The sequence below is a fragment of the Roseovarius sp. MS2 genome (genome assembly GCF_051447875.1).
Taxonomy (GTDB): domain Bacteria; phylum Pseudomonadota; class Alphaproteobacteria; order Rhodobacterales; family Rhodobacteraceae; genus Roseovarius; species Roseovarius mucosus_A.
Genome location: NZ_JBKHVF010000001.1, coordinates 3,133,926 through 3,160,339 on the forward strand (window position 1 = coordinate 3,133,926; position 26,414 = coordinate 3,160,339).

Here is a 26,414-nt window from a genome sequence, read left to right on the forward strand (position 1 = left end):
GGCGGTCCTCAGTTGAAATTGGCGTGCACGGCATTGAGGGCCGCCTGATCAAGTTCGACGCCCGCACGGCTGCGGATGTCATTGGCCAGCACTTGAAACAGATCCTGTCCCAGATCGGCGGCGGCCTGATCTTGCAGGGCGGCGCGCAGGCGGGCGAGATCCTCGTCCTCTTCCGCGGGCAGGGGCGGCGCGATGCTGTCAAGGCGCAGAACAAAGAGGCGACCATTGCCCTCGATCACGCGCACCTCGCCTTGGACCATGTCAAACACCGTGTCGATGAATTCTGCGGGGGCCTCGGGGCGGTAATCGCGGCGGGTCATGTCGGTCACTTCCGTTGCCGTCAGCCCCAGATCGGCAAAACTGGCACCGGCGCGCAGTTCTGCGAGCTGTGGTTCGAGCTGCGCGCGCAGGGCTGTCACCGTCGCCTCAGCGCGCCAGCCACGCAGGACGGCGTCGCGCACATCCTCAAGGGGTTGGATGCGAGGCTCGACGATCCCGTCGAGACGGAGGGCAAAGATGCCGCCATCCGCCAGTTGTTCAACCTCGGGATAGTCGCCCGTTGCCACGGCCTGCGCTGCGGCGCGAAAGCTGTCATAGCCTGCCATGCCTTCGGTCAGGCCGGGGTGCCAGTCGATGCTGCCAAGTTCGAGATCGGTTTCCTTGGCCACATCTTCGAGCGTGGCGCCTCCAGCAAGGAGATCATCGACCGTGTCGATTTTGGCCTCGATGACGCGGCGCGCCCGGTCGGCGGCCAGTTCTTCGCGCAGGCGTGGTTCCGCCTCTTCAAAGGTTGTGATCTGCTCCGCGAGAACGGCGTTGACGCGAAAGAGGGCCGGGCCAAGATTTGTGTCGATCGGTCCAACCACCTCGCCCGCCTGAGCGGAGAAGACGGGATCCGCGGCAGCGCCCAAATCCTCGCGGCTGACATCGCCCATGTCGATATCGGCCATATCCAGCCCGCGCTCAGAGACCAGCATTTCAAGCGCGATCCCGTCGTCGATCCGGGTGCGCGCGCGGGTCGCGGCCGCGGAATCGGCAAAGACCAGACGTTCGACCAACCGCCGCTCGGGCATGTTGAATTCGGTCTCGCGCTCGGCATAGGCCTCGCGCAGGGCGGCTTCGTCGACCTCGACACTATCAAGGATCATCGCGGGCGTGACCCAGGCAAAGGTGATGGTTTTGGTTTCGGGTGTCGTGAAATCGGGCAGATGGCCTTGATGATAGGTCTTGAGGTCGTCCTCGGACGGGACGGGCAGGCCAGATTGCAGCGCGGCGCGGTCAAGCACGGCAAAGGCCAAGCTGCGCCGCTCGGCCAGATAGGTCATCATCGTGTCCATATAGGTGCTTGGCGTTTGCAGACCGGCGAGGGCTGCGGCCTGCACCAGTGTGCTCGCGGTTTCGGCGCGGATGTTCTCTTCGAACTGGCTTTCATTCAGGCCGGCCTGATCGAGGGCAAAACGATACGCCTCACGGTCAAAGCTGCCATCGAGCCCCTGAAAGGAGGGAATGTCGAGGATTTGCTCGCGCAGGTTCTCATCGCCGATGGACAGGCCAAGGCGGTCTGCCTCATGCTCTAGGGCTGCGCGGGCCACCAGACGGCCCAGCACGTCGGTATCAACCCCGGCGGCGCGCGCCTCGGCAAAGCTCATGGCGCTGCCGCGCTCAGCCTCTAGCGCGCGGATTTCGTTTTGCAGGGCGCGGGCGTAGGTGGTTACGTCAATTTCGGCGGTGCCAACATGGCCGATGCTGCGGACATTGCCAGAAAGGTTGGTTGCGCCAAATCCGGCAAGGCCCACAATCAGAAGGCCCATCAGAACCCACATCGCGCCTTTGGATATGCTGTTGCCTGCCATGGTGGCCCCCTGTCCGTTTGTGGCTTGTGCCCTGCTTGGGCGACTGTCTACGCGCTGTGGCCGGTCTGGACAAGAGGCCAGCGGAGGGCAGCCAGCCGGTCAAAGAGCGTGTCGATCCCGGCACGATCAAGATTGGCGAAGGCCACGCGCAACTCACGCGCGCCCTGCGGGTCATCAGACGGGCGGAACATGGTGCCGGGCAGCAAGAGAACGCCCGCCTCGGGCACTAGCGCCTGCGCTAAGTTGTGCGAGTCCATCGCGAAAGGATGCGCCATATAGGCGAAATACGCACCGCATCCCAAAAGCCGCCAGCCTTGGCCTTTGAGTTTCGGCATGTTGTCATGGATCGCTGCACGCCGGTCGAGGATTTCGGCGCGCTCGCCTGCCAGCCATTGCCCCAAATTGCGCATGCCCCAAAGCGCCGCGATCTGACCCAGTTGGTTGGGGCAGATCGTGACGGTGTCGAGGAATTTCTCGACTTCGGCCAGACGGGTCGGAGAGGCGACCATTGCGCCCACGCGGTGGCCGGTCAGGCGGTACGCCTTGGAAAAGGAATAAAGCTGGATGAGCGTCTTGGCCCAGTCGGTATCGTGAAAGAGGTCGTGCCCCGCGCCGGGGCGGGCATCGAAATCGCGGTAGGTTTCATCGACGATAAGGGCAAGACCGCGCTCTTTGGCCAAGGTGTAGAACGCATGTGTGAGGTCGGCGGGATATTCCAAGCCGCCCGGATTGTTGGGGGTGACGAGCACGATGGCACGGGTGCGGGGCGTGATGAGCGCCGCCGCGTGATCCGGATCGGGCAAAAGTTCCGCGCCCGCAGGCAGCGGGACAGCGCGCACACCCGCCATATCGAGCCACATTTTATGATTGAAATACCATGGGGTTGGAAGGATAACCTCATCCCCTTCGGCGCAAAGGGTCGTGATCGCCGCGCAAAAGGCCTGATTGCAGCCAGAGGTGATGGCGACCTCGGCGGGTGTGATGCTTCCGCCATAGGTGGCGGACCACTGCGCCGCCACTTCGGCACGCAGGTCAGGCAGGCCCAGCACGGGGCCATAAAGATGCGCCTGCGGCTCATTCAGTGCCGCTTCGGCCACCGCGCGGCGCAGTGCCTCGGGGGGCGGGGCCACGGGGGCGGCTTGGCTTACATTGATGAGCGGGCGATGGGGCGGGAATGTCACCCCGTCAAGCCAGCGCCGCGCCTCCATGACAGGGGGCGAAAAGGTGCAGGCAGTGCGAGGCGGATTGATCATGTCAGGCCCCCCGGTAGGGTTCGACATATTGCAGGGCCATATCCCACGGAAAGAAAATCCACGTATCCTGGCTGACCTCGGTCACGAAGGTGTTGACCTGCGCGCGGCCCATCGGCTTGGCGTAGACGGTGGCAACATGGGCGCGCGGCATATGCTGGCGCACCACCTCAAGCGTGCGGCCGGTATCCACAAGGTCATCGACGATGAGCACGCCCGCGCCGTCGCCGATGATCGACATATCGGGCGATTTGATCACGACAGGGGCGGTCTGGGCCTGATGGTTGTAGGATTTGACGCTGATCGTATCGACGGTGCGAATGTCCAATTCGCGTGCGACGATCATCGCGGGGGCCATGCCGCCCCGCGTGATGGCCACCACTGCGCGCCACCCACCTTCGGGGGCCTCGCTCTGGAGCCGCCATGCAAGCGCGCGGGCATCGCGGTGCAACTGGTCCCAGCTTACGTGAAAGCCTTTTTCATGGGGGAGGCGGTCCATCATGGTGTTACCTGCTCAAGAGAAGTTTCAGCCCGAGCGCGCCCAGCAATAGGGCCGCCGCGCGGTCGATGATCGGTTTCGCGCCCAGATAGGCGCGACGCGCCGCAGCGCCGCTGAGAAGTGTGGCAAAGCCCGCGTAAAATAGCCATTCGACCAGCATGTGATTAACAGTGATGAGGGCAATTTCCGAGGCTGTAAGGCCTTTGGGAAAGATCACCACAAGCACAGAGGCCGCGAACAGCACCGATTTGGGATTGCCGAGGTTGATCAGCACCCCGTCAAGAAAGGCCCGCCCGCGTGGTTTGCGTGGGCCTTCATTCACGGGCCGGCGCGCGGCACGCCACGTGGTCCACGCGATATAGAGCAGATAGGCCGCGCCCGCGATTTTGAGGGTGATATAGGCCCAAGGGAAGAGGGTAAAAAGCGCCTCTAGCCCCAAGAGCGCCGCCAGTGTCCAGAGTGCCGCGACAAGGCCAAGGCCCAAGCCCGCCGCGATACCCGCCGCGCGCCCATCGGCAAGGGCGGTGCGCAGGGCAAAGAGCAGGGCGGGACCGGGGCTGAGAATGGCGGCGGCCAGAACCGCGTTGAAAGCCAAAAGATCGAGCGCGGTCATGTACGAACCTCTCAGGTGGCGTCGATGTCGGGGGCGTCTACGGCCTTCATGCCAACAATGTGATAGCCCGCATCGACATGCAGCGTCTCGCCGGTCACGCCAGAGCCCAGATCGCTGAGCAGGTAAAGCGCGGAGCGGCCGACGTCGTCGATGGTCACGTTGCGGCGCAGCGGTGAATTCAATTCGTTCCATTTCAGGATATAGCGGAAATCGCCGATGCCCGAGGCGGCCAGCGTCTTGATCGGCCCCGCGCTGATGGCGTTGACGCGAATGCCGTCTTTGCCCAAATCCTCGGCCATATATTTGACAGAGGCCTCAAGCGCCGCTTTGGCGACACCCATCACGTTGTAATGCGGCATGACCTGTTCAGCGCCATAATAGGTGAGGGTAAGGGCCGATCCGCCCTCGCCCATCATCTTTTCGGCGCGTTGCATCACGGCGGTGAAGGAATAGACCGAGATATCCATCGTCATCAGGAAATTGTCGCGGCTCGTATCAACATAGCGCCCGCGCAATTCGTTCTTGTCGGAAAAGCCGATGGCGTGAACAACAAAGTCGAGGCTGTCCCAATGGGTGCCCAGATCGACAAAGAGCTGATCGACAGAGGCCATATTGCCGACATCGCAGGGCAATACGATGGTCGAACCCAGCTCAGCCGCCAGCGGATCAACCCGCTTTTTCAGAGCATCGCCCTGATAGCTGAACGCCAGTTCCGCCCCCGCATTGGCGCAGGCGCGGGCAATGCCCCAGGCGATTGATTTGTCATTGGCGAGCCCCATGATGAGCCCGCGTTTTCCCGCCATCAGATTGTTCGACATTCCCAGCCCCCGACCATCAGATTTTTCTGACCTTTAGGCGATTGGGGGGATTGCATCAAGGGCTGGTCATTTTTGCTGGCGCGGTGTCAAATGCCGTTGGGAACACTAGTTTGACACATATGGAAACATATGCGCGAGAATTCGCAGACAGGAATAAGAGATCTCATGGAACGCGACGGACACTTTGCAGGCGACGACCCCTTTGAGATTGCCAGAGGCTGGTTGGCCGAGGCAGAGAAATCAGAACCGAACGACCCCAATGCTGTGGCGCTGTCCACGGTGGATGCCGACGGGTTGCCAAATGTTCGGATGGTGTTGCTCAAGGAAATCTCCGACGACGGATTTGTGTTTTACACCAATTACAACAGCGCCAAGGGGCGGGAGCTCGCGGCCAACCCCAAGGCGGCGATGGTGCTGCATTGGAAATCCTTGCGCCGTCAGGTCCGCATTCGTGGTATGGTGAGTCGCGAGGAGGGTGAGGGTGCGGATGCGTATTATGCGTCGCGCTCGCTCAAGAGCCGGCTTGGTGCTTGGGCGTCGGAACAATCGCAGCCGCTCGACAGCCGGACGACCTTGATGGCGAAAGTCGCGAAGATCACCGCGCAGAAAGGACCGAATCCGCCGCGACCGCCGTTTTGGGGCGGTTTCAAGATCACGCCGGTCGAAATCGAATTCTGGGCGGATGGGGCGTTTCGCCTGCATGATCGGTTTGTCTGGCGGCGCTCGGACATAGGGGAAAGCTGGAAAATTCAACGACTGAACCCATGAATTTCACGTTGCGTGAAATGCAATGCATTGAAGTTATTGATTATTAACCACTTGCAAGCGGGGGTGAATATAACGCAAGTGTAATGCAGTCTTGGGGATGAAGGCTGTTAGGTAGGAAAAAGTGACGACACAGGATGATGATATTCGCAGAATAAAGGGGCGTGTTAAGTGGTTTGACCCTGTTAAAGGGTTTGGGTTTGTAATTGCCGATGAAGGCGGCCCGGATATTTTGCTTCATGCCAATGTTCTTAGGAACTTTGGGCAAAGTTCGGTTGCGGATCGCGCCGGGGTGGAATTGGATGTTCAGCAGACCGAGCGCGGTCGGCAAGCAGTGGCGGTGCATACGATTTCACCGCCCGATGATCTTGAACACACGGGGCTTGCTGATCTCGATGAGATTGATCCCGAGATCATTCGCAATGCTCCGTTGCAGCCCGCGCGCGTGAAATGGTTCGACAAAGGCAAAGGATTTGGCTTTGCCAATACCTTTGGTCGCGACGAAGATGTTTTCGTGCATATCGAGGTTTTGCGCCGCTCTGGTCTTGCGGATGTTCAGCCCGGTGAGGCGCTGGCAATCCGCGTGATTGATGGTAAAAGGGGGCGGATGGCAACCGAGGTATGTGGATGGGAAACGGCGGTAAAATTGTCCGAATGATAGCGGCGGTTGTGCTTGCCGGTTTGGCGAGCACAGCAGCGGCTGAAACCTGCCGTGAGGATGTGGTGATGTTGCGCAGTGATGCCGGCAGCGCCCGCTTCAGTGTGGAGGTTGCCGATGACAAGGCGGAGCGTGCCCAAGGCCTGATGAACCGCGAGAGTATGGCGATGAGCGCGGGCATGCTCTTTGTCTATCCCGAACCGCAAGCGGTCGGATTTTGGATGAAGAACACCTTGATTCCGCTCGACATGATTTTCATGGACGAGACTGGCACCGTGAAAAAAGTGCATCACGAAGCACAGCCCTTGGACGAGTCGCCGATTTTTGGGGGCCAGGACATTCTGGCAGTGTTGGAAATCAACGGTGGTCTGGCGCGAAAAATCGGTATTTCCGAGGGCTGGACCATGCGGCACGCCGCGATTGATCAGAGCAAGGCCGCTTGGCCCTGCTCTGAAAGCCAATAAAGCAGCGCGAGGCCTGTTTTTGGCTTTTCAAGCCCAGTAATCCTCAGTATGCAGGCGCACGGTCCGGGGCGTAGCGCAGTTTGGTAGCGCACCTGTTTTGGGAACAGGGGGTCGTAGGTTCGAATCCTATCGCCCCGACCATTTTACCCACAAGTGCACAACTAAGACCCTCTGGGGTCTGTGCCTTTGGGTGCGCGCGCCGCAATTTTCGACAAACGCCCGGCGCGCCAAACTTCAACCTCTTTTGCAGCTATGCCCGGCAAATGTGCCGGAAATAACGGCTTCTTTGCGGGGCCGCCTGTGGATGAATCATGTCCGCGTCCGGGGGGGCGTGACCTGAGACATAGTCAAACGATTTTTCTGCCAAAATCCGAAAAGTTTTCGTTGACCGCCTATGGCAATATACGTCAGTTTGTGTGGACGGGCAGCAAGGCCACAACATATAGTGGCTCGCCCCGGCAGGGACATGACACCAACACTCAGGACGACGAGATAGCGACCACTCCGCACGGCATGGCCAGAGGGCGTTTCAGGGCGCCAAACCGCCACCGTTCAAGGTTGAAACGACCGACTCACATCAGGCGAGACGCCTGAAAATCACACGGGGCCAAAGGCCTGAAAAACGATTGCGATGGGGCAGAAGACATGAAGATCGAAAGAAAATTCACGACCGCCGGACAAGACGCCTATGCAGCGCTTGAGTTCGTGACCACGAGTTCCGAAATCCGCAATCCGGATGGCACAACGGTGTTCCGGCTGGATGACATCGAGGTGCCCCGCGGCTGGAGCCAAGTTGCAAGCGACGTGATCGCGCAAAAATATTTCCGCAAGGCGGGCATTCCGAACCGCATCGAAAAGGTCAAGGAAGAGGGGGTGCCTGAGTTTCTGTGGCGGTCTGTTCCGGCAGCGGACAATGACGGTTTTGGCGGCGAAACCAGCGCCAAGCAGGTATTTGACCGGCTGGCGGGTGCCTGGTGCTATTGGGGCTGGAAGGGTGGCTATTTCACCAAAGAGGCCGATGCCCGCGCCTATTTCGACGAGATGCGCTATATGCTGGCGCGCCAGATGGCTGCGCCCAACAGCCCGCAGTGGTTCAACACCGGCCTGCATTGGGCCTATGGTATCGACGGTCCGAGCCAAGGGCATTACTACGTTGATTTCCAAACCGGCGAGCTGACCAAATCCACCTCGGCCTATGAGCATCCGCAGCCGCATGCCTGCTTTATCCAGTCGGTCAAAGACGATCTGGTGGGCGATGGCGGCATCATGGACCTTTGGGTGCGTGAAGCGCGGCTGTTCAAATACGGCTCTGGCACTGGCACCAATTTCAGCAGCCTGCGCGCCGAGGGCGAAAAGCTGTCGGGTGGTGGCAAGTCGTCTGGCCTTATGGGGTTCTTGAAAATCGGTGACCGCGCGGCAGGGGCGATCAAATCGGGCGGCACCACGCGGCGTGCGGCCAAGATGGTGATCTGTGACGCCGACCATCCCGATATTCAGGAATTCATCAACTGGAAGGTCAAGGAAGAGCAGAAGGTTGCCAGCATCGTGGCCGGGTCCAAGATGCACGAGCAGAAGCTCAACCAGATTTTCGCCGCGATCCGCGCTTGGGATGGCAGCTCTGAGGATGCGGTTGATCCCAAGAAGAACGAGCAGCTGAAAGCGGCCATTCGTGGCGCCAAGCAGGTGCAAATCCCCGAGACCTATGTCAAGCGGGTGCTGGATTACGCACGGCAAGGCTATGAGAGCATCGAATTCCCGACCTATGACACAGATTGGGATTCAGAGGCTTATGCCAGCGTGTCGGGCCAGAATTCCAACAATTCGATCCGCGTCACCGATGCGTTTCTGAAGGCGGTCAAGGATGATGCCGATTGGGCGCTGATCAACCGCACCGATGGGTCGGTTGCCAAGACGATCAAGGCGCGCGATCTGTGGGAAGATGTGGGGCACGCGGCCTGGGCCTGTGCCGATCCGGGTATTCAGTATCACGACACCGTCAACGCCTGGCACACCTGCCCGGAGGATGGCGAAATCCGGGGCTCCAACCCCTGTTCGGAATACATGTTCCTCGACGATACCGCCTGTAACCTGGCGTCGATGAACCTGTTGAAGTTCTTTGGGGACGGCAAGTTTGATGCCGATGCCTATATGCACGCCACGCGCCTGTGGACCGTGACGCTGGAAATCTCGGTGACGATGGCGCAGTTCCCGTCCAAGGAAATCGCACAACTCAGCTATGAGTTCCGCACGCTGGGTCTGGGCTATGCCAATATCGGCGGTTTGCTGATGAACATGGGCTTTGGCTATGACAGCGACGAGGGCCGCGCGCTGTGTGGGGCGCTGACCGCGATCATGACCGGCGTGGCCTATGCCACAAGTGCCGAGATGGCCGGAGAGTTGGGGGCCTTTGCGGGCTACAAGCGCAACAGCAAGCATATGTTGCGCGTGATCCGCAACCACCGCAACGCGGCCTATGGCGCGACCGAAGGGTATGAAGGGCTGGCGGTGAAACCCGTGCCGCTTGATCACAAGAATTGCCCCGATGCGCGGCTCGTTGATCTGGCGATGGCATCTTGGGACGAGGCGCTGAAGCTGGGCGAAAAGCACGGCTACCGCAATGCGCAGACTTCGGTCATCGCGCCGACGGGCACCATCGGTCTTGTGATGGATTGCGATACCACCGGGATCGAGCCTGATTTCGCGCTGGTCAAGTTCAAGAAACTGGCGGGCGGTGGCTATTTCAAGATCATCAACCAGTCGGTGCCTGCCGCCTTGGAAAAGCTGGGCTATGGTCCGGCGCAGATCGAGGAAATCGTAAGCTATGCGGTGGGCCATGGCACTATCGGCAATGCGCCGGGGATCAACCACACGTCGTTGATTGGCCACGGCTTTGGCCCCAATGAATTGGCCAAGGTGGATGCCGCGCTCGGCTCTGCCTTTGACATCCGGTTCGTGTTCAACCAGTGGACGCTGGGCGCGGAGTTCTGCACCAATGTTCTGGGCATTCCGACGGAAAAGCTGAACGATCCGACGTTCGATATTCTGGCGCATCTGGGTTATTCCAAGCGCGATGTCGAATTGGCCAACGACCATGTGTGCGGCACGATGACATTGGAGGGCGCGCCCTATCTCAAGACGGATCATTACCACGTCTTTGACTGCGCCAACCCCTGCGGCAAGAAGGGCAAGCGCTATCTTGGCGTCGAGAGCCATATCACCATGATGGCGGCGGCGCAGTCGTTTATCTCGGGGGCGATTTCCAAGACCATCAACATGGCCAATGACGCCACGATCGAGGATTGTCAGAAAGCCTATGAATTGTCGTGGTCGCTGGGCGTCAAGGCGAATGCGCTTTATCGCGATGGATCGAAGCTGAGCCAGCCGCTTGCGGCAAGTTTGGTTGAGGATGATGACGAGGCCGCCGAAATCCTCGAATCCGGCACGCCGCAGCAAAAGGCGCAGGTGCTGGCCGAGAAGATCGTCGAAAAGGTGATCATCAAGGAAATCCAGAAATCGCACCGCGAGAAGCTGCCGGAGCGCCGGAAGGGCTATACGCAAAAGGCCATTGTCGGCGGTCACAAGGTTTACTTGCGCACCGGCGAATATGAAGATGGCAAGCTGGGTGAAATCTTTATCGACATGCACAAGGAAGGTGCAGGGTTCCGGGCGATGATGAACAACTTTGCCATCGCCGTGTCGGTTGGCCTGCAATACGGTGTGCCGCTGGAGGAATTCGTCGATGCCTTCACCTTCACCAAGTTCGAGCCAGCAGGCATGGTGCAGGGCAATGACAGCATCAAGAACGCCACCTCGATCCTTGATTATATCTTCCGCGAATTGGCGGTAAGCTATCTGGATCGCACCGATCTGGCGCATGTCAAACCCTCGGGCGCGTCGTTTGACGATCTGGGGCGCGGCGAGGAAGAAGGCGTGCGCAATGTCTCGGAGATGAGCGAGGCTGCGGCCAGCCGTTCGCTGGAAGTGCTCAAGCAGATCAGTTCAACGGGCTATCTGCGCAAGCGTTTGCCGCAAGAGTTGGTGGTGTTTCAGGGCGGTCAGACCCTCGCCCGCGCGTCGGGTGATGGCATGGACCCAATGACCATGCTGGCCACGCTGGTGCCCGAGACGGCGACAGCCACCGTGTCGGCGGCGATGACCACGACAACGGCGGTCGCCTCTGGCTCGGTCAGCATGGATGCCCGCACCAAGGCGCGGCTTCAGGGCTACGAAGGCGAGGCCTGCGGCGATTGCGGCAACTACACGCTGGTGCGCAACGGGACCTGCATGAAGTGCAACACCTGCGGTGCGACAAGCGGGTGTAGCTGAGTGCCCATATAAATAACGAGCGGAGTAACGACATTGGAAGATAAAAACTTCAAATTCCAATCAGTTAAATTCGATGCTGAAAACAGCACTTGGCGCGGGCGCATCGAGTTTGATCGGGTTTATGAAAATGGAAATGTGCAAAGAACTGTCTTGGACATTTCTGGAGTAAGCGCACCTGAAGGTGCCTCGGAAACCAATGTGCGAGCTATGCTCAAGCAAAAAGCACAGATGGAAGCCGGACGAATTTGATAGTTCTCGTGTAATCGAACAGAGACACGGGGCGGGTGCGCTCGCCCCGGACGCGGATCGGAAGCAGGCAACAACCATAGTCGGGCAGTGAATGACACCCGGTTCGCGAGACTCGAGGGGGCCTAGTGCCCCCTCTTTTTCTGTCTAGCGTGTGTCGCGCCCGATCAAAAACCGTCCCGGGCTTGACCCGGGACCTCTCCGACGCAGAGCAGAGGCCCCGGCTTGGGGCCGGGGCGATGTGAATTTGATCGGATGCAACATGCAGGCGCCCGTGTGGGGGTCAGTGACCCATCTTGGAATGATCCACGCCATCGGTCGGATCGACCATGAATTCGACCTCAACCGGACCCATCTGCTCGAAAAGGAAGGTCGCGGGCACCATATCGCCTTCTTTGAGTGGGGCGGTCAGGCCCATGAGCATCACATGCATGCCACCCGGCACCAGCACCACGGTTTCGCCTGCGGGGATGTCGATCCCGGCAATCGGCTGCATCCGCGCCACCCCGTCGCTGCCATGTTCGGTGGTGTGCAGGGAGGTTACTTTGGCGGCGGCGGTGTCGATGCCAATCAGGCGAATCGCGGTCTCGCCCTCATTACTGATGGCCATATAGGCCGCCGCTGATCTGGCCCCGGCGAAGGGCTCGTTGATATGGGGGTGGATGATTTCGATCGCGTCTTTCTTGACGCTATGGGCTTGGGCCGCGCCGCAAAGCGACAATGTCGCCAAAAGGGCCAAGGCAAGCTGTTTCATGACTGTCCTCATGTGTCTGTCGGGTGGCAGGGGCGTGCCCTAGTGGGCCACGATGCCCGATGTATAGAAGGGGCGGCGAGATGCGTCCATGCGGCTGATCCCCGCAAGAAAAAGGGGCGCTCGAGAGCCCCCCTTGATCCGCCTGTCCTCTGTCCACGAAAGCGAGATCAGAGGATTTTCTGACCGGTCTTTTCCCAATCGGCCATAAAGGTCTTGAGCCCCTGATCGGTCAGCGGATGCTCTGCCATTTTCTTGATCACGGACGGGGGCGCTGTCATCACATCTGCGCCGATATGAGCGGCCTGAAAGGCGTGATTGACGGTGCGGATCGAGGCCGCGAGGATCTGGGTCTCGAACCCGTAGTTGTCATAGATCGTGCGGATATCGGCGATCAATTCCATCCCGTCGAGATTGATGTCATCCAGCCGCCCGATGAAGGGGGAAATGAACGTGGCCCCCGCCTTGGCCGCCAAGAGCGCCTGATTGGCGGAAAAGCAAAGCGTCACATTGACCATATGCCCCTCGCCCGAGAGCACCTTGCACGCCTTGAGGCCATCCCATGTGAGCGGCACCTTGACGGCGATATTGCCTGCGATGGCCGCAAGCTTGCGCCCCTCGGCAATCATCTCGTCGGCGGTAAGCGCCACAACTTCGGCGCTGACCGGGCCATCGACCATTTCGGCAATCTCTTTGGTGACTTCGAGAATGTCGCGCCCGGATTTCAGAATGAGCGACGGGTTGGTGGTGACGCCGTCCACCATGCCAAGGTCATTGAGTTCGGCGATTTGATCGGTTTCGGCGGTATCGACAAAGAATTTCATGGAAGGGCCCTCTGTGGCGGGTTGGGTTTGCTTGGCGAAGCGTTTACCTCATGGGGGCGCAAGCCGAAACCCCTCATGCGACAGGAGCCACCCGTTGACCCAAGCCTCGCCCGACTTTTACGACGAGGGCACATTGGTGGCCGTGCTGACCGCGCAGCCCTTGGAGGGGCCGTTGGATTATCTGGCCCCTGAGGGGGGCGTGAGGACCGGGGCCTTTGTCGAGGTGCCGCTGGGCCCGCGCCGGGTATTGGGCGTGGTCTGGGGGCCGGGGCGTGGCGGCTTTGACCTCAAGAAGGCGCGCGGCATTGGCCGTGTGCTCGATGTGGCCCCGATGCGCGTCGAGATGCAGGAGTTTCTGCGCCGGGCGGGCGAGTATACGCTGACGCCGCTGCCTGCGATGCTGCGGCTGGCCACACGCGCACCGGGGCTGAGCGATCCGCCCTCGATGCAAAAGATTTACCGTCTGGGCGACACAGAGCCTGCGCGCCTGACCGATGCCCGCGCGCGGGTGCTGGAGGTGCTGCGCGATCATGGCGGGCTTGGGTTCACGCTAAAAGAGGTGAGTGATCTGGCGGGGGTGACATCCTCGGTCGTCAAGGGGTTGGTGGCGCAAGGGGCTGTGCTCGAAGAAGACACGCCGCGCGATACGCCCTTTGTCCCGCTTGATCCTGACCTGCCCGCCAAGGCGCTGACCGAGGATCAGGCGGCGGCGGCGGCGCGGTTGCGTATGGGGTTGCAGGCAGGCAGCTATGGCACGACGCTTTTGCGCGGTGTGACCGGATCGGGCAAGACGGAGGTCTATCTCGAGGCGGTGGCCGAGGCGCTGCGCCAAGGGGGGCAAGCGCTGGTGCTCTTGCCCGAGATCGCGCTGACGGCAGAGTTCCTGACGCGGGTCGAGGTGCGGTTTGGCACGCGCCCGGCAGAATGGCATTCCGGCGTCACCATGACCGAGCGGCGGCGGGTGTGGAAAATGGTCGGGCAGGGGGGCGCACAGATGGTGGTGGGCGCGCGTTCGGCGCTGTTCTTGCCGTTTCAGAACCTCGCGCTGATCGTGGTCGATGAGGAACACGACACTTCCTACAAGCAAGAGGATGGCGCGCTTTATCATGCGCGCGATATGGCGGTCTTGCGGGCAAGCCTGTGTGGGGCGCGGGTGGTTTTGGCCTCGGCCACGCCAAGCCTTGAAAGCTGGGCCAATGCAGAGGCCGGAAAATATGAGCGGCTTGATCTGGATGCCCGGTTCGGCGTTGCGGTGATGCCGGAATTGGCGGCGATCGACATGCGGGTGGAAACGCTGCCGTCAAACCGCTGGATTTCGCCCACATTGCAGGCGGCGGTCAATGCGCGGGTGGCGGCGGGAGAGCAAGCGCTTTTGTTCCTCAACCGGCGCGGCTATGCGCCGACGACGGTCTGCCGAGCCTGCGGGCATCAGATCGGATGCGATCACTGCGATGCGCGGATGGTCGAGCATCGGTTCCAAAAGCGGCTGATCTGCCACCAATGTGGCGAGAGTGCCGCCATGCCCGAGGCCTGCCCCGCCTGTGGTGTCGCGGGCAAGCTGGCGGCGGTAGGGCCGGGGGTGGAACGGCTGGCAGAAGAGGCGGCAGCGCTATTCCCACAGGCGCGGATTGCGGTGCTGTCGTCGGATTTGTTTGGTTCTGCACGGGCCTTGAAAGAGCAGATTGTCGAGATTGCCCAAGGGGCGGCCGACATCATCATCGGCACGCAACTGGTTGCAAAAGGGCATAATTTTCCGCTGCTGACGCTGGTGGGGGTGATTGATTCCGATTTGGGCCTGCAAGGCTCTGACCTGCGCGCCGCCGAGCGGACGTTTCAGTTGATGCGGCAGGTGGCGGGGCGTGCGGGCCGGGCAGAGCGGGCCGGGCGCGCGCTTTTGCAGACGTTTCAGCCCGAGCATCCGGTCATTCGCGCCATTCTGGCCGGCGATGAAGAGGGATTTTGGCGCGCCGAGGCCGAGGGGCGCAGGCAGGCGGGGGTGCCCCCCTATGGTCGCATGGCGGGGATTATCCTCAGTTCCCCCGATATGCAGGCGGTGTTCGATCTGGGCGAGGCGCTGGCGCGGCGTGACGGGCCCATTCGGGCGGTTGGGGCGCAGGTCTTTGGCCCGGCACCGGCACCCATTGCCCGTATCCGGGGGCGGCACAGGGTGCGTCTGTTGGTCAAGGCCCCCAAGGGGGCGGCGATACAGGCGGCGGTGTCCGAGTGGATTGCGCAGGTGCGGTTGCCTGCGCAAATGCGCCTGACGGTCGATATTGATCCGCAGAGTTTTTATTGAAGGGGACCATGGCGCAGCCTCTCGCCAAGCCAGCGTCTTGGGCGTAAAGGAAACCCATGAGACCACAGTTTCCCTTGGGCAGAGCGCAAGAGCTGCCGTTCTGGCGCAGGCCTGTCACGCTGCTCTTTCTGATGGCTGCCGCGATGCCGGTGGCCTTTGCCACGTGGTCGGCGCTGCTCAATAATTTCGTGATCGAAGTGGCCGGCTTCAACGGCTCTGATATCGGCTGGCTGCATACGGTGCGCGAAATCCCCGGATTTCTGGCGATTGGCGTGATCGCGCTGATCATGTTCATGCATGAGCAGGTGCTCGCGCTGGTGTCGTTGCTTCTTTTGGGGGTGGCGACCGCGATTACCGCCCATTTCCCAAGTCTGGGTGGAATTCTTGCGATCACCATGCTCAGCTCCATCGGGTTTCACTATTTCGAGACGGTGAACCAATCGCTGCAATTGCAATGGCTGGACAAGCTGCGTGCGCCGCAGATGCTGGGCTGGTTGATGGCGGGGGGATCGGCGGCGACGCTGGTGGCCTATGTTCTTATTGTGCTGACGTGGCAGGCCTTTGATCTGAGCTATAACTTCGTTTACATGGTCTCGGGCGGCTTTACGGCGGTGATCGCGGTGTTCTGCCTGATGGCCTATCCCCGGTTCGAGGCCCCCAATCCGCAACTCAAAAAGATGGTGCTGCGGCGGCGCTATTGGCTTTATTATGCGTTGCAATTCATGGCGGGCGCGCGGCGGCAGATTTTCATCGTCTTTGCGGGCTTCATGATGGTCGAGAAATTCGGCTTTGAGGTGCATGAGGTGACAGCGCTCTTTCTCATCAATCTTGTGGTCAACATGATTTTCGCACCGCTGATGGGCAAGGCCGTGTTCCACTTTGGCGAGCGGCGCGCGCTGATGTTTGAATATGCCGGGCTGGCGATTGTGTTTCTGGCCTATGGTGGCATCTATTTCTTTGGTTGGGGCGTGGTGCTGGCGGCGACGCTCTATGTGATCGACCATATCCTGTTTTCGCTGGCTCTGGCGCTCAAGACCTACTTTCAGAAGATTGCCGATCCCGGTGATATTGCGCCCACCGCGGCCGTGGCTTTTACCATCAACCATATTGCGGCGGTTTTTCTGCCTGCGGCACTGGGCTATCTGTGGCTGGTGTCGCCTGCGGCGGTGTTTTTTGGGGCGGCGGGTATGGCGGGAATTTCCTTTGGCCTTGCGCTGTTGATCCCGCGCCATCCGGAGCCGGGCAATGAGACGATCTTTGCCCGGTTTCTGCCTGCCCCCGCCGAATGATCCCGATCCTCTGAAAAGGAAACTGCATGCCGACCTATACCGCCCTCACTACCCTGCCCGGACGCGCCAATGCCGAGGCGCTGGCCGAAGCGTTGGAACATCTGGAGCCGGAACCAACCGGAGTTGGCTCGTTCGAGATGGAGGATGGATCGGGCCTTTGGGAAATCGGTGCCTATTTCGAGACGGCCCCCGATGAGGTGGCGCTGGCGCTTTTGGCCAAGATGCACGGGGCCAAGCCCTTTGTTATCTCCGAACTGCCCGAGGTGGATTGGGTGGCCAAGGTGCGCCGGGATTTAACGCCCGTCGTGGCGGGGCGGTTCTTTGTCTATGGCAGCCATGATGCCGATAAGGTGCCCCAGGATTGCGAGCCGCTTTTGATCGAGGCGGCGATGGCCTTTGGCACCGGGCATCATGGCACGACGCAGGGCTGTCTCAAGGCGCTGGATCGTTTGGCGCATACCGGCTTTGTTGGGCGGTCGGTGCTCGATCTGGGATGCGGTACGGCGGTGCTCGCGATGGCGGCGGCACGGATCTGGCCCGGTGTGATGCTGGCCAGCGATATCGACGCGGTGGCGGTTGAAGTGGCGAACGCCAATGTCACGGCCAATGCGCTGGAGGGGCGGGTGGAGTGTATCGAAGCCGAAGGGCTGGAGCATCCGCGCCTGAGTGCTGCGGCACCTTATGATCTGGTTTTTGCCAATATCCTGAAAGGGCCGTTAATCCTGCTGGCACCGGGGATCACGGCGGCGCTGACGCCGGGGGGTAAGGTGATTCTCTCGGGTATTTTGAACGAGCAAGCGGATGAAGTGCGCGACGTTTATTGCGCGCTTGGAAACAGTCTTGAGCATCGCGAAGAGATTGGTGACTGGACCACGTTGACCCTATCTAAAAGTCTATAAAAATGCGTCAGGATTGGGGCTGACCGGCATGGTTGCCTTGGTTTTGCCACAATTTGGACCTAGCTTTTCCTCATCGCGGTGGGGGTCGTGATAATGGGATGTCTCGATATGAGTGACGCATTTCAGGGGTTCGACTCGCGCCTTAAGGCGATTGGCCGCAAGCGCACGCGACTGGCGCAGGGCTATGTCAGCAAAGTCGGCAAAGACGGTCTGATCATTTTCCGCCCCAAGCGCCGCAAGAGCGGACTTCCCCTTCGCGGTCTTTTTTATCTCGCGCTTGGTTTTACCTTTTTCAAGGCGGTGATCATCGCGCATTTGGGCGCGCCGCTCTATGGTGATCGGCTGGCGCAATTGGCGCAAGGCAGCATTGTGGAACAGGCGGGCGCCGTTGTGATGCAGACTGATCCGGTCAGTGAACTGCTTTCGACCTATATTCGGCCGATCCTGCGCTGAACGCAGGCGAACTGGACAGAAAAAAACCCGCGCGGTTGATACCGGCGCGGGCTTTTTCATGTAATCTGAGGCAGTGATCAGATCTGGCGTGCCACCAGATCGATGTCGCCACGGCTCAGGCCGATGTCGTCAAGTTCGCGATCCGAAAGGCGCGACAGGGCGGCGCGGGTGGCGCGACGTTCGTTCCATGCAGCAAGAACCGAGAAGGCGCGGGCAAAGATTGCGCCGAAACCGGCGTGAGAAGCGTGTGAGCGGGTGCTATCAAGAGCGGCCATGATTTTATTCCTAGTGAATGAGGGGACAGAGCATGTCTGTTTCTGAGCCGCAGGTAATCCCCACCTATCGTTCTCGCAAGGCGAGTTTATTGCATAGTTCTTATGCGTTTTATGCATGGGTATAACAAGGCATAACCACATTGTTTTTAAAGGGTTTAATATTTCGCCGCACATGCGTGCCATCCCAAAACGCGACATTTCTGCAACGCAGCGATGGCAAAACGGGCAGTTTATGAACGCGCATTCTGCTTGGTGCTTGTTCTCGTTTCGTGCTATTGCTGAAAAAAACCATAACGGGCAGGGCAGTGAGATGCGGGTATTGGGCATTGATCCGGGGTTGCGCAACCTCGGTTGGGGCGTGATTGAGGTGTCGGGCAGCAGGCTAAGCCATGTGGCCAATGGCATCTGCCATTCAAGCGGCCCTGATCTCGCGGCGCGGCTCTTGTCGCTCTATGAGCAGCTCACGGATATTCTGCACCGGTTTGATCCGCAGGCGGCGGCGGTCGAACAGACCTTTGTCAACAAGGATGGGGCGGGCACGCTGAAACTGGGACAGGCGCGGGGCATTGCCTTGCTCGTGCCCGCGCAATACGGGCTGACGGTGGGGGAATATTCGCCCAACACGGTCAAGAAAACGGTGGTGGGCGTGGGCCATGCCGCCAAGGAACAGGTGGCGCATATGGTCAAGGTGCAATTGCCGGGCGTGGTGCTGGCCGGGCCGGACGCTGCGGATGCGCTGGCGATTGCGATCTGTCATGCGCATCACGCGCGGTCCTCAGACATGCTGGCGCGGGCGGTGGCGAGGGCCAGCGCATGATCGGGCGTGTCGCCGGACGGATTGATTATCGCGGAACCGATCATGTGCTGATCGACGTGCGCGGGGTCGGCTATCTGGTCTATTGTTCCGAGCGGACGCTGTCGGCGCTGCCTGCAGTCGGCGGCATGGCCGCGCTCTATACGGATTTGCTGGTGCGCGAAGACCTCTTGCAGCTTTTCGGCTTTCCCACGCTGGTGGAAAAGGAATGGCACCGCCTGTTGATGAGCGTGCAGGGGGTGGGGGCCAAGGCCTCGCTTGCTATTCTAGGGGCGCTTGGACCGGATGGCGTGGGCCGCGCGATTGCGATTGGGGATTGGAATTCCGTAACGGCGGCCAAAGGCATCGGGGCCAAGACCGCGCAGCGCGTGGTCAACGAGTTGAAGGACAAGGCCCCGCTGGTGATGGCGATGGGCGCGGCCCCGGCCCCTATGCCCGCCGCGCCGGACACAGACGAGGTGATCGAGACTGCATCTGTGCCCACACCCCCGGTGCCCCCCAGCCCCGGCGCACAGGCCGAGGCGCTGTCGGCGCTGACCAATCTGGGCTATACCCCCGGCGAGGCGGCGGGTGCCGTGGCGCAGGTGGCGGGCGAGACGCCCGAGGCCACCACAGCGGAGTTGATCCGCGCCGCGTTGCGGCGGCTGGCACCGAAAGGGTAAAGCATGACTGAGCCAGACCCGACCCTGCGCGGCGCAGCTTTGCCAGAGGATCAGGACCGCAGCCTGCGGCCCCAAGCCCTGTCGGAATTCATCGGGCAACGCGAGGCGCGGGCCAATCTGGCGGTGTTCATCCAATCGGCGCGGCAGCGTGGCGACGCGATGGATCACACGCTGTTTCACGGCCCCCCCGGCCTGGGCAAGACGACGCTGGCGCAGATCATGGCGCGCGAATTGGGGGTGGGCTTTCGCATGACCTCTGGCCCGGTGCTGGCCAAGGCCGGGGATCTGGCGGCGATCCTGACCAATCTGGAGCGCAACGATGTGCTCTTTATCGACGAAATCCACCGGCTTAACCCAGCGGTGGAAGAGGTGCTCTATCCCGCGATGGAGGATTTCGAATTGGATCTGGTCATTGGCGAGGGGCCAGCGGCGCGGACCGTGCGGATCGAATTGCAGCCCTTCACCTTGGTGGGCGCGACGACGCGGCTGGGCCTGCTGACAACGCCCTTGCGGGATCGGTTCGGCATCCCGACGCGGTTGCAATTCTACGAGATTGACGAGCTGCACGAGATCGTGACGCGCAACGCAAAGCTCTTGAACATTCCCACCGATCCTGATGGCGCGCGCGAAATTGCCCGCCGCGCGCGCGGCACTCCGCGTATTGCTGGGCGTTTGCTGCGCCGCGTGGTGGATTTTGCCGTGGTGGAAGGGGGCGGCAAGATCAGCCGCGCGCTGGCCGATAGTTCGCTCACCCGGCTGGGAGTGGATCATCTGGGGCTGGATGGCGCCGACCGGCGCTATCTGCGCCTGATTGCCGAGGCCTATCAGGGTGGGCCGGTGGGAATCGAGACCATCAGTGCGGCGCTGAGTGAGAGCCGCGATGCGCTGGAAGAGGTGATCGAGCCGTTTCTCTTGCAACAGGGCCTGATCCAACGCACCCCGCGCGGGCGGATGCTGGCGCAAGGTGGCTGGGCGCATCTGGGGCTGGCCGCACCTGGGCCGAAAGGGCAGAGTGATCTTTTCGGCAAGTGACGCGTCGGGGGCGGGCGTTGAACGTGAGTATTTTCACCAAGAAGAATGCTGGATTTGCGAGACGCAACTTGGCTTGATACATGGGCGCAAAAATCGGAGACCTGCCCATGACCGACACCCTGACACCTGACGAGATCGCGGCGCTGTTTACGCGTGCGGATGGGCAATTTCTATTTGCTCGCTGGGGGCGGCCCATTGTGCCGGTGGTGTTTGGCACGGATGACGCGACGCTGAGCGTGGTCAAGGGCGCGGTCGAGGCGGTGGTGGCGCTGGCGGGGCATCAAATGGCCGAGACCGACCCGGAACTGGGGGCGAACCTCATGCTCTTTTTCTTTCGCGACTGGCGGGAATTGCCCGAGGTTCCGGGGCTGGACCGGCTGATCCCCGATCTTGGCCCGCTGGTGGCCAAGCTGGAGGCGACTGAGGCCAATCAATACCGCATTTTTCGCTTTGACGAGCGGGGCGCGATCCGGGCCTGTTTCGTCTTTCTGAGGATGGACGTGCATCTGAGTGCGGTTCCCGCCGAGACATTGGCGCTGAGCCAGATCGTGCAGAGCGTGCTGCTATGGTCGGATGCCGCGTTTCAGGATCGCTCGGCTCTGGCGGCCCTGCCGGGGGGCGCTGTGGTGTTGCGGCCCGAGATTGGGGCGCTGATCCGCGCCAGTTATGATCCGGTCCTGCCCATGGTCAGCCAAGAGCCAAGCCACGCGCTGCGGCTGGCGGCCCGGATTGGGCAGAGCGGCGCGCATTGAGCTTGCAAAGCGCGGCGGCGGGACGGAAACGTCTTGACCGAATCTGCCGGATTGGCCTTAGTGCCTCCGTATCTGGGGGAATGTTTAATGAGGAACGCTATTGGTGGGGTGGTGTTGCTTCTGGCCGGGGTTTTGGCCGGGCATTCTCAGGCGCAGGGCTGTGGCGGCAGCTATGTGGTGCAACGCGGCGATAGCCTGACGCTGATTGCAGCCAGTTTTTATCAGGATGCGGGCAAATGGACCGCGATCCACTCTGCCAACATAGATCAGATCGGCGAAGACCCCAACAACCTGCGGGCGGGTATGCAGTTGCGGCTGCGCTGTATTGACGGCAGGCCAACGGGTCTGGAGGGCGGTACGACCGCGCCAGCTTTGCCGCTTGCCGCCGCTGCGCCGCTGGTTGTAGCCCCCGGCAATGCCGCCACCCGGCGCAAGATCAATATCCTGACAGGGGGCGATTTCTGGCCCTTCACCGACAGGGACGCGCCGAATGGTGGGATGCTGACCGAGGTGGTGCAGGCGGCGATGCAGTCGGCCAATCCGACGCAGGGTTTTGCCATCCATTGGGTTGATGACTGGGCGGCGCATCAAGAGCCGCTCTTGTCCAATGCGCTGTTGGATATCGGGTTTCCATGGCTCAAACCGGAATGCGCCAATGACCCCGAGAGTTATGGCTGTGCCAATCTGCTCTACTCTGGGTCGATGTTTGAAGTGCTGATGCTGCTCTTTGTCGACAAGTCGCGCCCAATGGCCTTTCAATCGGACGCGGATATGCAGGGCAAGACCCTGTGTCGGCCTGCGGGCTATCCCACCTTCATGTTGGATCAACGCGGGCGGAACTGGCTCAAGAACGGGGTGATCACGTTGAAGACGCCCCAATCGCCCGGCGACTGCCTGCGGCTCTTGGTCGAGGGCGAGGTCGACGGCGTTGTGCTTAACGAGTTTCTGGGACGGGGTAAGATCAAGGACATGGGTCTGGGCGAGCGTGTTGGCGTGGCCGAAGGTAAGCCGATTTCGATCGAGGGCATGCATATGGTGGTGCATCGGTCGCATCCCGATGGGCCAGCATTTCTGGCGGCGTTCGAGCGGGGTCTGGCCGATATTCGCGCGAACGGACGCTATCAAAGCATCATCGAGGCGCATATGAGCCGCGTCTGGGCGGGGTTCTGAGGTGATGCGGGGCGGGATCGCAGCCGCAATTCTGGGGATTGGTCTGATGCTGCCGCAGGCTGCGCGCGCGCTCTGCGATGTGACCTACCGGGTGCAGCCCGGCGATACGCTGGCTAAGGTGGCCGAGACGCATTACGACGACGCCGAGCAATGGACACTGATTTACTACGCCAATCAGTCCGTGCTTGCGGGGCAGGGGCAAACGCTGATTGCGGGGAGCGACCTCTATCTTCCATGCCCGGCAGAGAATCCCGTACCAGATGCCACGCCGCTGCGGCAAAGCGGGGCGGAGCTGACTTTGCTCACCGCCGGGGGGGATATGCCCTTTGCCGATCAGGATTGGCCCGGCGGCGGCATGATCACGGAACTGGTCAATGCCGCGCTGGAACTGAGCCCCTCGCCGGTTCCTTATGAAATCGTGTGGGAACCGGATCTAAGCCAGCATCTGGAGCCGCTGCTGGGGCAGAAACGTTATGATGTGGGCTTTCCTTGGATCAAGCCCGACTGCGGCCTGACGCCAGAGGTGACGCTCTGCAAAGAGTTTCACTTTTCCGAGGCCTTGATGGACCTGCCGGTCATGTTGTTCCGGCGCGCCGATAGCGATTTTCGCTATGGCGAGGATGCTGATATTCTTGGCAAGCGGCTCTGCCGTCCGATGGGGCGCTTTACCCATGATCTGGACCGGGCCGACCGGCGCTGGTTGGCGGACGGCAAGATCAGCCTGACCCAGCCCGGTAGCCCCGAGGAATGCTTTGCCCTGTTGATGGCGGGCGCGGTGGATGCAGTAAGTCTTGATGTCTTTGAAGGTGCGGCCAAGATCGTTGCCATGGGGCTGCGCGGGCAGGTGGTGCCGGTCGATCAGCCGCTATCGCGTGAGGCGCTCTATGCGGTGATCTCCAAAACCCATTGGCGCGGCACGACGCATCTTTACCGGCTCAATGCGGGGCTGGCCAAGCTGCGTGAGAGCGGGCGCTACGGTGAGATCGTGCAACGGCATCTCGCGCTGTTTTGGGAGGCGTTGAAGTAGGCTGATCGCTTTGGCCCGTGGCGGGTTGGGGTTAGAGCCCGTCGAAGGCGCAGAGGGTGTGCACGTCCATGCCCATATCTGTCAGCCGCTTGTGGCCGCCCAAGTCGGGCAGATCAACGACAAAGGCGCACCCGGTGATAATTCCGCCCAGACGCTCGATGAGGCGAATGCCTGCCGCCGCCGTTCCGCCGGTGGCCAATAGGTCATCGACCAAAAGCACGCGCTCGCCGGGTTGGATGGCGTCATCATGGAGTTCAACCACCGCCTCGCCATATTCGAGCTGATACTCCTCGGAGATGACGGCGCCGGGCAGCTTGCCCTTTTTGCGGATCGGCACAAAACCGACCGAGAGCTGATGCGCGATGGCACCGCCAAGGATGAAGCCGCGCGCCTCGAGCCCTGCCACCTTGTCGATGGGCTGGCCTGCGTAGGGGTGCAGCATCTGGTCGATGGCCATGCGAAAGCCGCGCGGATCAGCAAAGAGCGTGGTCACATCGCGAAAGAGGATACCGTCATGCGGAAAATCGACGATGGTGCGGATGTAATCCTGAACGGTCTTGAGGGGCGGCATGGGGTGGCTCCGGCTATGTGCGGCGCATGTTGTGGCGCGGGTGGTGCGTAGATGCAAGGGCTGAGTGCGTGATCCGGCAAAGCGCGATGGCCTTGATCCGCGAGGGCGCTGAGGGTGAGGCCCAATGGGCAATGGTGACGATTGGTAAGTTTCTCGATGAGATAGGCCATGCCCGCGTTATCGGGCATGGCGCGCGCGGGCATCTAGTGAGGCTGACACCCTGCGTTTTAAAGATTGAACGCTGGCGATCAGCCCAGCACCCGACCCGCAACCGCATCAAGCCGCGCCAGAACGGCGGGGTCGCGTTTCTCGGGGGCGGTGATCAGGGCAAAGTCGAGCGCGCGGTCGCAGCCATGCGGGCAAGGCGCACGGTCTGGGCCGAGGAGAGCGGGCAGGCGGCGGACCATGTCGCGCCCCTTGTCGGCATTGCCGGTAAGGGTGGCGATAATGGCGGTGATATCGACCGCTCCGTGATCCGGATGCCAGCTGTCATAATCGGTGATCATTGCGACAGAGGCGTAGCACAGTTCCGCCTCGCGGGCGAGTTTGGCCTCGGGCATGCCGGTCATGCCGATGACATCGCAGCCCCAGACAGTGCGATAGAGGTTTGACTCGGCCAGTGTCGAGAATTGCGGGCCTTCCATCGCCAGATAGGTGCCGCCCCGATGCACGGTGATGCCCGCGTCCTGTGCTGCGGTTTCACAGGCGTCCGAGAGGCGGGGGCAGGTGGGATGCGCGACGCTGACATGCGCCACGCAGCCGGGGCCGAAAAAGGATTTCTCGCGCGCGAAGGTGCGGTCGATATACTGATCTATGACAAGAAAGTCGCCCGGTGCCAGATCTTCGCGGAACGAGCCGCAGGCCGAGACCGAGATGACATCCGTGACACCCAGCCGTTTGAGCGCGTCAATATTGGCGCGGTACGGAACAGAGGTGGGGCTATGCACATGGCCACGCCCATGGCGGGGCAGAAAGGCCATCGGCACCCCATCAAGCGTCCCGGTCAGGATCGCATCAGAGGCCGCGCCCCACGGGGTTTCTACTGCGCGCCATTCGGCCCCTTGCAACCCGTCGATCTCGTAAAGCCCGGAGCCGCCGATCACTCCGATCATGGTCTGTGTCATGTGCCGCTATCCTGTTTGGTGCCTCTTTCAGCCATGGTTACGACGGTTCGCGGCAAATGAAAATGCCCGCGCGGTCCGTGATCCGCGCGGGCCTGCCCGCCTGTCCTCCTCGGCAGGCGGGCGCTGTGGCGGCGGGCGTCAGCCCAGCATCGCCACGACCTCTTCGGTGGTCCAGACGGCGTTGGCCATGTAGCGGAAATTGATAAGCGCCGCGAGATAACCGTCGCCCTCGGGCAGCATCGCGGCGGCGGTGGCGTCCTTGATCACGGCCACCTCGAATCCCTGTTCCAGCAGTTCGCGCATATGGGCTTCGGTGCACAGATTGGCGGACATGCCCGCGAGGATCACTTGGTCGATGCCCTGTTTGCGCAGTTGCAGGGCAAGGTCATTATGCTCTGGCCCGTAGAGCTTGTGCGGTGAGCTGACGATGGTCTTGCCGTCATGGATATAGGGTTTGTAAAGATCGAGGAAATCGGCACCGGAGCCTTCAAAGCCTTCCAGTGACAGGGGATCCTTGCGATCGAACATGCCGATGTTGTGCATCAGCTTTTCCAATGCGCCCTCAAATTTCCAGCCGTGATCGACGGGATAGTAGTAATGCGGCGACACGGCGACCGTGATGCCCGCAGCCTTGGCCGCTTTGAACAGGCTTTCGATATTGGCGACGGTGTTGTTGCGCTCGACGCTGGCGCCGACCACACCCCAGGTTACGCCATTGGGGCTGAGAAAATCGTTCTGCGGATCGGTGACGACAAGGGCGACGCGGGAGAGGTCAATTTTCATATCGCTGGGCGGAAGGGCGGGCTCTGCAGGTTCTGCATAGGGGTTTTCCTGCGCCTGTGCGCCGGTGGCGGCAAGGCCGGTTGCAGCGGCGGCAATGGCCACGGTGCCGGTCAGCGCCTGACGGCGGGTGAGTTTCGGCTCGTGGTCGTGGTCATGATCATGATTGTTGCACATGGTCTGTCTCTCCTGAGTGGGTGTTT

Annotated in this window: 26 protein-coding genes and 1 tRNA gene; 16 read left to right on the forward strand and 11 right to left on the reverse strand. The window is 61.1% G+C overall.

Annotation, left to right across the window (positions count from 1 at the left end; all coding sequences use genetic code 11):
• Positions 1-8: 8 nt before the first annotated feature.
• The 5 genes from ACLGGT_RS15400 to fabI are packed head-to-tail and all read right to left on the reverse strand — an operon-like array spanning position 9 to position 5,033.
• Positions 9-1,853 (reverse strand): peptidyl-prolyl cis-trans isomerase, encoded by a 1,845-nt coding sequence (locus ACLGGT_RS15400; RefSeq protein WP_437196740.1) that lies wholly within the window; start codon positions 1,851-1,853, stop codon positions 9-11.
• Between the two features lie 47 nt (positions 1,854-1,900).
• Entirely contained in the window at positions 1,901-3,106 is a 1,206-nt protein-coding gene (locus ACLGGT_RS15405; protein WP_437196741.1) for an aminotransferase, read from the reverse strand.
• A 1-nt stretch (position 3,107) separates the two neighbouring features.
• Positions 3,108-3,605, reverse strand: coding sequence for a xanthine phosphoribosyltransferase (gene gpt / locus ACLGGT_RS15410; protein WP_081508372.1), 498 nt, complete (start codon positions 3,603-3,605; stop codon positions 3,108-3,110).
• A 4-nt stretch (positions 3,606-3,609) separates the two neighbouring features.
• Complete coding sequence (locus ACLGGT_RS15415; protein WP_437196742.1) at positions 3,610-4,215, reverse strand: LysE family translocator; 606 nt, start codon at positions 4,213-4,215, stop codon at positions 3,610-3,612.
• 11 nt (positions 4,216-4,226) lie between these two features.
• A complete protein-coding gene (fabI, locus tag ACLGGT_RS15420) occupies positions 4,227-5,033 on the reverse strand; it encodes an enoyl-ACP reductase FabI (protein ID WP_081508374.1) in 807 nt (268 codons plus the stop codon).
• A 165-nt stretch (positions 5,034-5,198) separates the two neighbouring features.
• Between fabI and pdxH the strand changes: the two genes are divergently transcribed.
• The 6 genes from pdxH (at position 5,199) to ACLGGT_RS15450 (ending at position 11,495) form a co-directional block, all read left to right on the forward strand.
• Complete coding sequence (gene pdxH, locus ACLGGT_RS15425) at positions 5,199-5,801, forward strand: pyridoxamine 5'-phosphate oxidase (RefSeq protein WP_151979137.1); 603 nt, start codon at positions 5,199-5,201, stop codon at positions 5,799-5,801.
• Positions 5,802-5,922: 121 nt separating this feature from the next.
• A complete protein-coding gene (locus ACLGGT_RS15430) occupies positions 5,923-6,456 on the forward strand; it encodes a cold-shock protein (protein WP_081508376.1) in 534 nt (177 codons plus the stop codon).
• Positions 6,453-6,920, forward strand: coding sequence for a DUF192 domain-containing protein (locus ACLGGT_RS15435; RefSeq protein WP_081508377.1), 468 nt, complete (start codon positions 6,453-6,455; stop codon positions 6,918-6,920). Before ACLGGT_RS15430 ends, ACLGGT_RS15435 begins: the two co-directional genes overlap by 4 nt.
• A 64-nt stretch (positions 6,921-6,984) precedes the next feature.
• A tRNA-Pro gene (locus tag ACLGGT_RS15440) sits at positions 6,985-7,061 on the forward strand.
• A 504-nt stretch (positions 7,062-7,565) separates the two neighbouring features.
• Positions 7,566-11,246 (forward strand): vitamin B12-dependent ribonucleotide reductase, encoded by a 3,681-nt coding sequence (locus tag ACLGGT_RS15445; protein WP_219436024.1) that lies wholly within the window; start codon positions 7,566-7,568, stop codon positions 11,244-11,246.
• A 33-nt stretch (positions 11,247-11,279) separates the two neighbouring features.
• Positions 11,280-11,495 (forward strand): hypothetical protein, encoded by a 216-nt coding sequence (locus ACLGGT_RS15450; RefSeq protein ID WP_219436023.1) that lies wholly within the window; start codon positions 11,280-11,282, stop codon positions 11,493-11,495.
• Positions 11,496-11,775: 280 nt separating this feature from the next.
• Here ACLGGT_RS15450 and ACLGGT_RS15455 read toward each other — a convergent pair whose 3' ends face one another.
• Both ACLGGT_RS15455 and fsa read right to left on the reverse strand, forming a co-directional pair.
• Complete coding sequence (locus ACLGGT_RS15455) at positions 11,776-12,246, reverse strand: copper chaperone PCu(A)C (protein WP_437196744.1); 471 nt, start codon at positions 12,244-12,246, stop codon at positions 11,776-11,778.
• A 167-nt stretch (positions 12,247-12,413) separates the two neighbouring features.
• Positions 12,414-13,067, reverse strand: a complete 654-nt coding sequence (fsa, locus tag ACLGGT_RS15460) for a fructose-6-phosphate aldolase (protein ID WP_081508381.1) — start codon at positions 13,065-13,067, stop codon at positions 12,414-12,416.
• A gap of 94 nt (positions 13,068-13,161) precedes the next feature.
• On the opposite strand from fsa, the gene ACLGGT_RS15465 reads away from it, so the two are divergent.
• From ACLGGT_RS15465 to ACLGGT_RS15480, 4 genes are all read left to right on the forward strand, one after another.
• Positions 13,162-15,363: a primosomal protein N' gene (locus ACLGGT_RS15465; RefSeq protein WP_437196745.1), complete on the forward strand. Its 2,202-nt coding sequence runs from the start codon at positions 13,162-13,164 to the stop codon at positions 15,361-15,363.
• A 56-nt stretch (positions 15,364-15,419) separates the two neighbouring features.
• Entirely contained in the window at positions 15,420-16,652 is a 1,233-nt protein-coding gene (locus tag ACLGGT_RS15470; protein ID WP_437196746.1) for an MFS transporter, read from the forward strand.
• Positions 16,653-16,678: 26 nt separating this feature from the next.
• Positions 16,679-17,551 carry a 50S ribosomal protein L11 methyltransferase gene (locus tag ACLGGT_RS15475; protein WP_081508383.1) on the forward strand — a complete coding sequence of 291 codons (873 nt, stop codon included), beginning with the start codon at positions 16,679-16,681 and terminating at the stop codon, positions 17,549-17,551.
• 108 nt (positions 17,552-17,659) lie between these two features.
• Complete coding sequence (locus ACLGGT_RS15480) at positions 17,660-18,004, forward strand: hypothetical protein (RefSeq protein WP_037298290.1); 345 nt, start codon at positions 17,660-17,662, stop codon at positions 18,002-18,004.
• 77 nt (positions 18,005-18,081) lie between these two features.
• Here the strand turns inward: ACLGGT_RS15480 and ACLGGT_RS15485 are convergent, their stop codons facing one another.
• Positions 18,082-18,279, reverse strand: coding sequence for a DUF1127 domain-containing protein (locus ACLGGT_RS15485; RefSeq protein ID WP_008282093.1), 198 nt, complete (start codon positions 18,277-18,279; stop codon positions 18,082-18,084).
• A gap of 310 nt (positions 18,280-18,589) precedes the next feature.
• Between ACLGGT_RS15485 and ruvC the strand changes: the two genes are divergently transcribed.
• The 6 genes from ruvC to ACLGGT_RS15515 all read left to right on the forward strand — a co-directional run bounded on the left by ruvC (position 18,590) and on the right by ACLGGT_RS15515 (position 23,736).
• On the forward strand, positions 18,590-19,096 hold the full coding sequence (ruvC, locus tag ACLGGT_RS15490) for a crossover junction endodeoxyribonuclease RuvC (RefSeq protein WP_037298364.1): 507 nt from the start codon (positions 18,590-18,592) through the stop codon (positions 19,094-19,096).
• On the forward strand, positions 19,093-19,755 hold the full coding sequence (gene ruvA, locus ACLGGT_RS15495; RefSeq protein ID WP_008282095.1) for a Holliday junction branch migration protein RuvA: 663 nt from the start codon (positions 19,093-19,095) through the stop codon (positions 19,753-19,755). The genes ruvC and ruvA overlap by 4 nt, the downstream gene beginning before the upstream one ends.
• Positions 19,756-19,758: 3 nt before the next feature.
• Positions 19,759-20,787: a Holliday junction branch migration DNA helicase RuvB gene (ruvB, locus tag ACLGGT_RS15500; RefSeq protein ID WP_081508385.1), complete on the forward strand. Its 1,029-nt coding sequence runs from the start codon at positions 19,759-19,761 to the stop codon at positions 20,785-20,787.
• An 80-nt stretch (positions 20,788-20,867) separates the two neighbouring features.
• Positions 20,868-21,539 (forward strand): hypothetical protein, encoded by a 672-nt coding sequence (locus ACLGGT_RS15505; RefSeq protein ID WP_437196747.1) that lies wholly within the window; start codon positions 20,868-20,870, stop codon positions 21,537-21,539.
• Between the two features lie 87 nt (positions 21,540-21,626).
• Positions 21,627-22,709: a peptidoglycan-binding protein LysM gene (locus ACLGGT_RS15510; RefSeq protein WP_437196748.1), complete on the forward strand. Its 1,083-nt coding sequence runs from the start codon at positions 21,627-21,629 to the stop codon at positions 22,707-22,709.
• Between the two features lie 4 nt (positions 22,710-22,713).
• Complete coding sequence (locus ACLGGT_RS15515; protein WP_008282100.1) at positions 22,714-23,736, forward strand: transporter substrate-binding domain-containing protein; 1,023 nt, start codon at positions 22,714-22,716, stop codon at positions 23,734-23,736.
• Positions 23,737-23,767: 31 nt separating this feature from the next.
• On the opposite strand, the gene ACLGGT_RS15520 is transcribed toward ACLGGT_RS15515, so the two are convergent.
• From ACLGGT_RS15520 to ACLGGT_RS15530, 3 genes are all read right to left on the reverse strand, one after another.
• Complete coding sequence (locus ACLGGT_RS15520; protein WP_008282101.1) at positions 23,768-24,307, reverse strand: adenine phosphoribosyltransferase; 540 nt, start codon at positions 24,305-24,307, stop codon at positions 23,768-23,770.
• A 248-nt stretch (positions 24,308-24,555) separates the two neighbouring features.
• Positions 24,556-25,431, reverse strand: a complete 876-nt coding sequence (locus ACLGGT_RS15525) for an S-methyl-5'-thioadenosine phosphorylase (RefSeq protein WP_008282102.1) — start codon at positions 25,429-25,431, stop codon at positions 24,556-24,558.
• A 138-nt stretch (positions 25,432-25,569) separates the two neighbouring features.
• Positions 25,570-26,388, reverse strand: coding sequence for a cysteine hydrolase (locus ACLGGT_RS15530; RefSeq protein ID WP_437196749.1), 819 nt, complete (start codon positions 26,386-26,388; stop codon positions 25,570-25,572).
• Positions 26,389-26,414 lie beyond the last annotated feature (26 nt).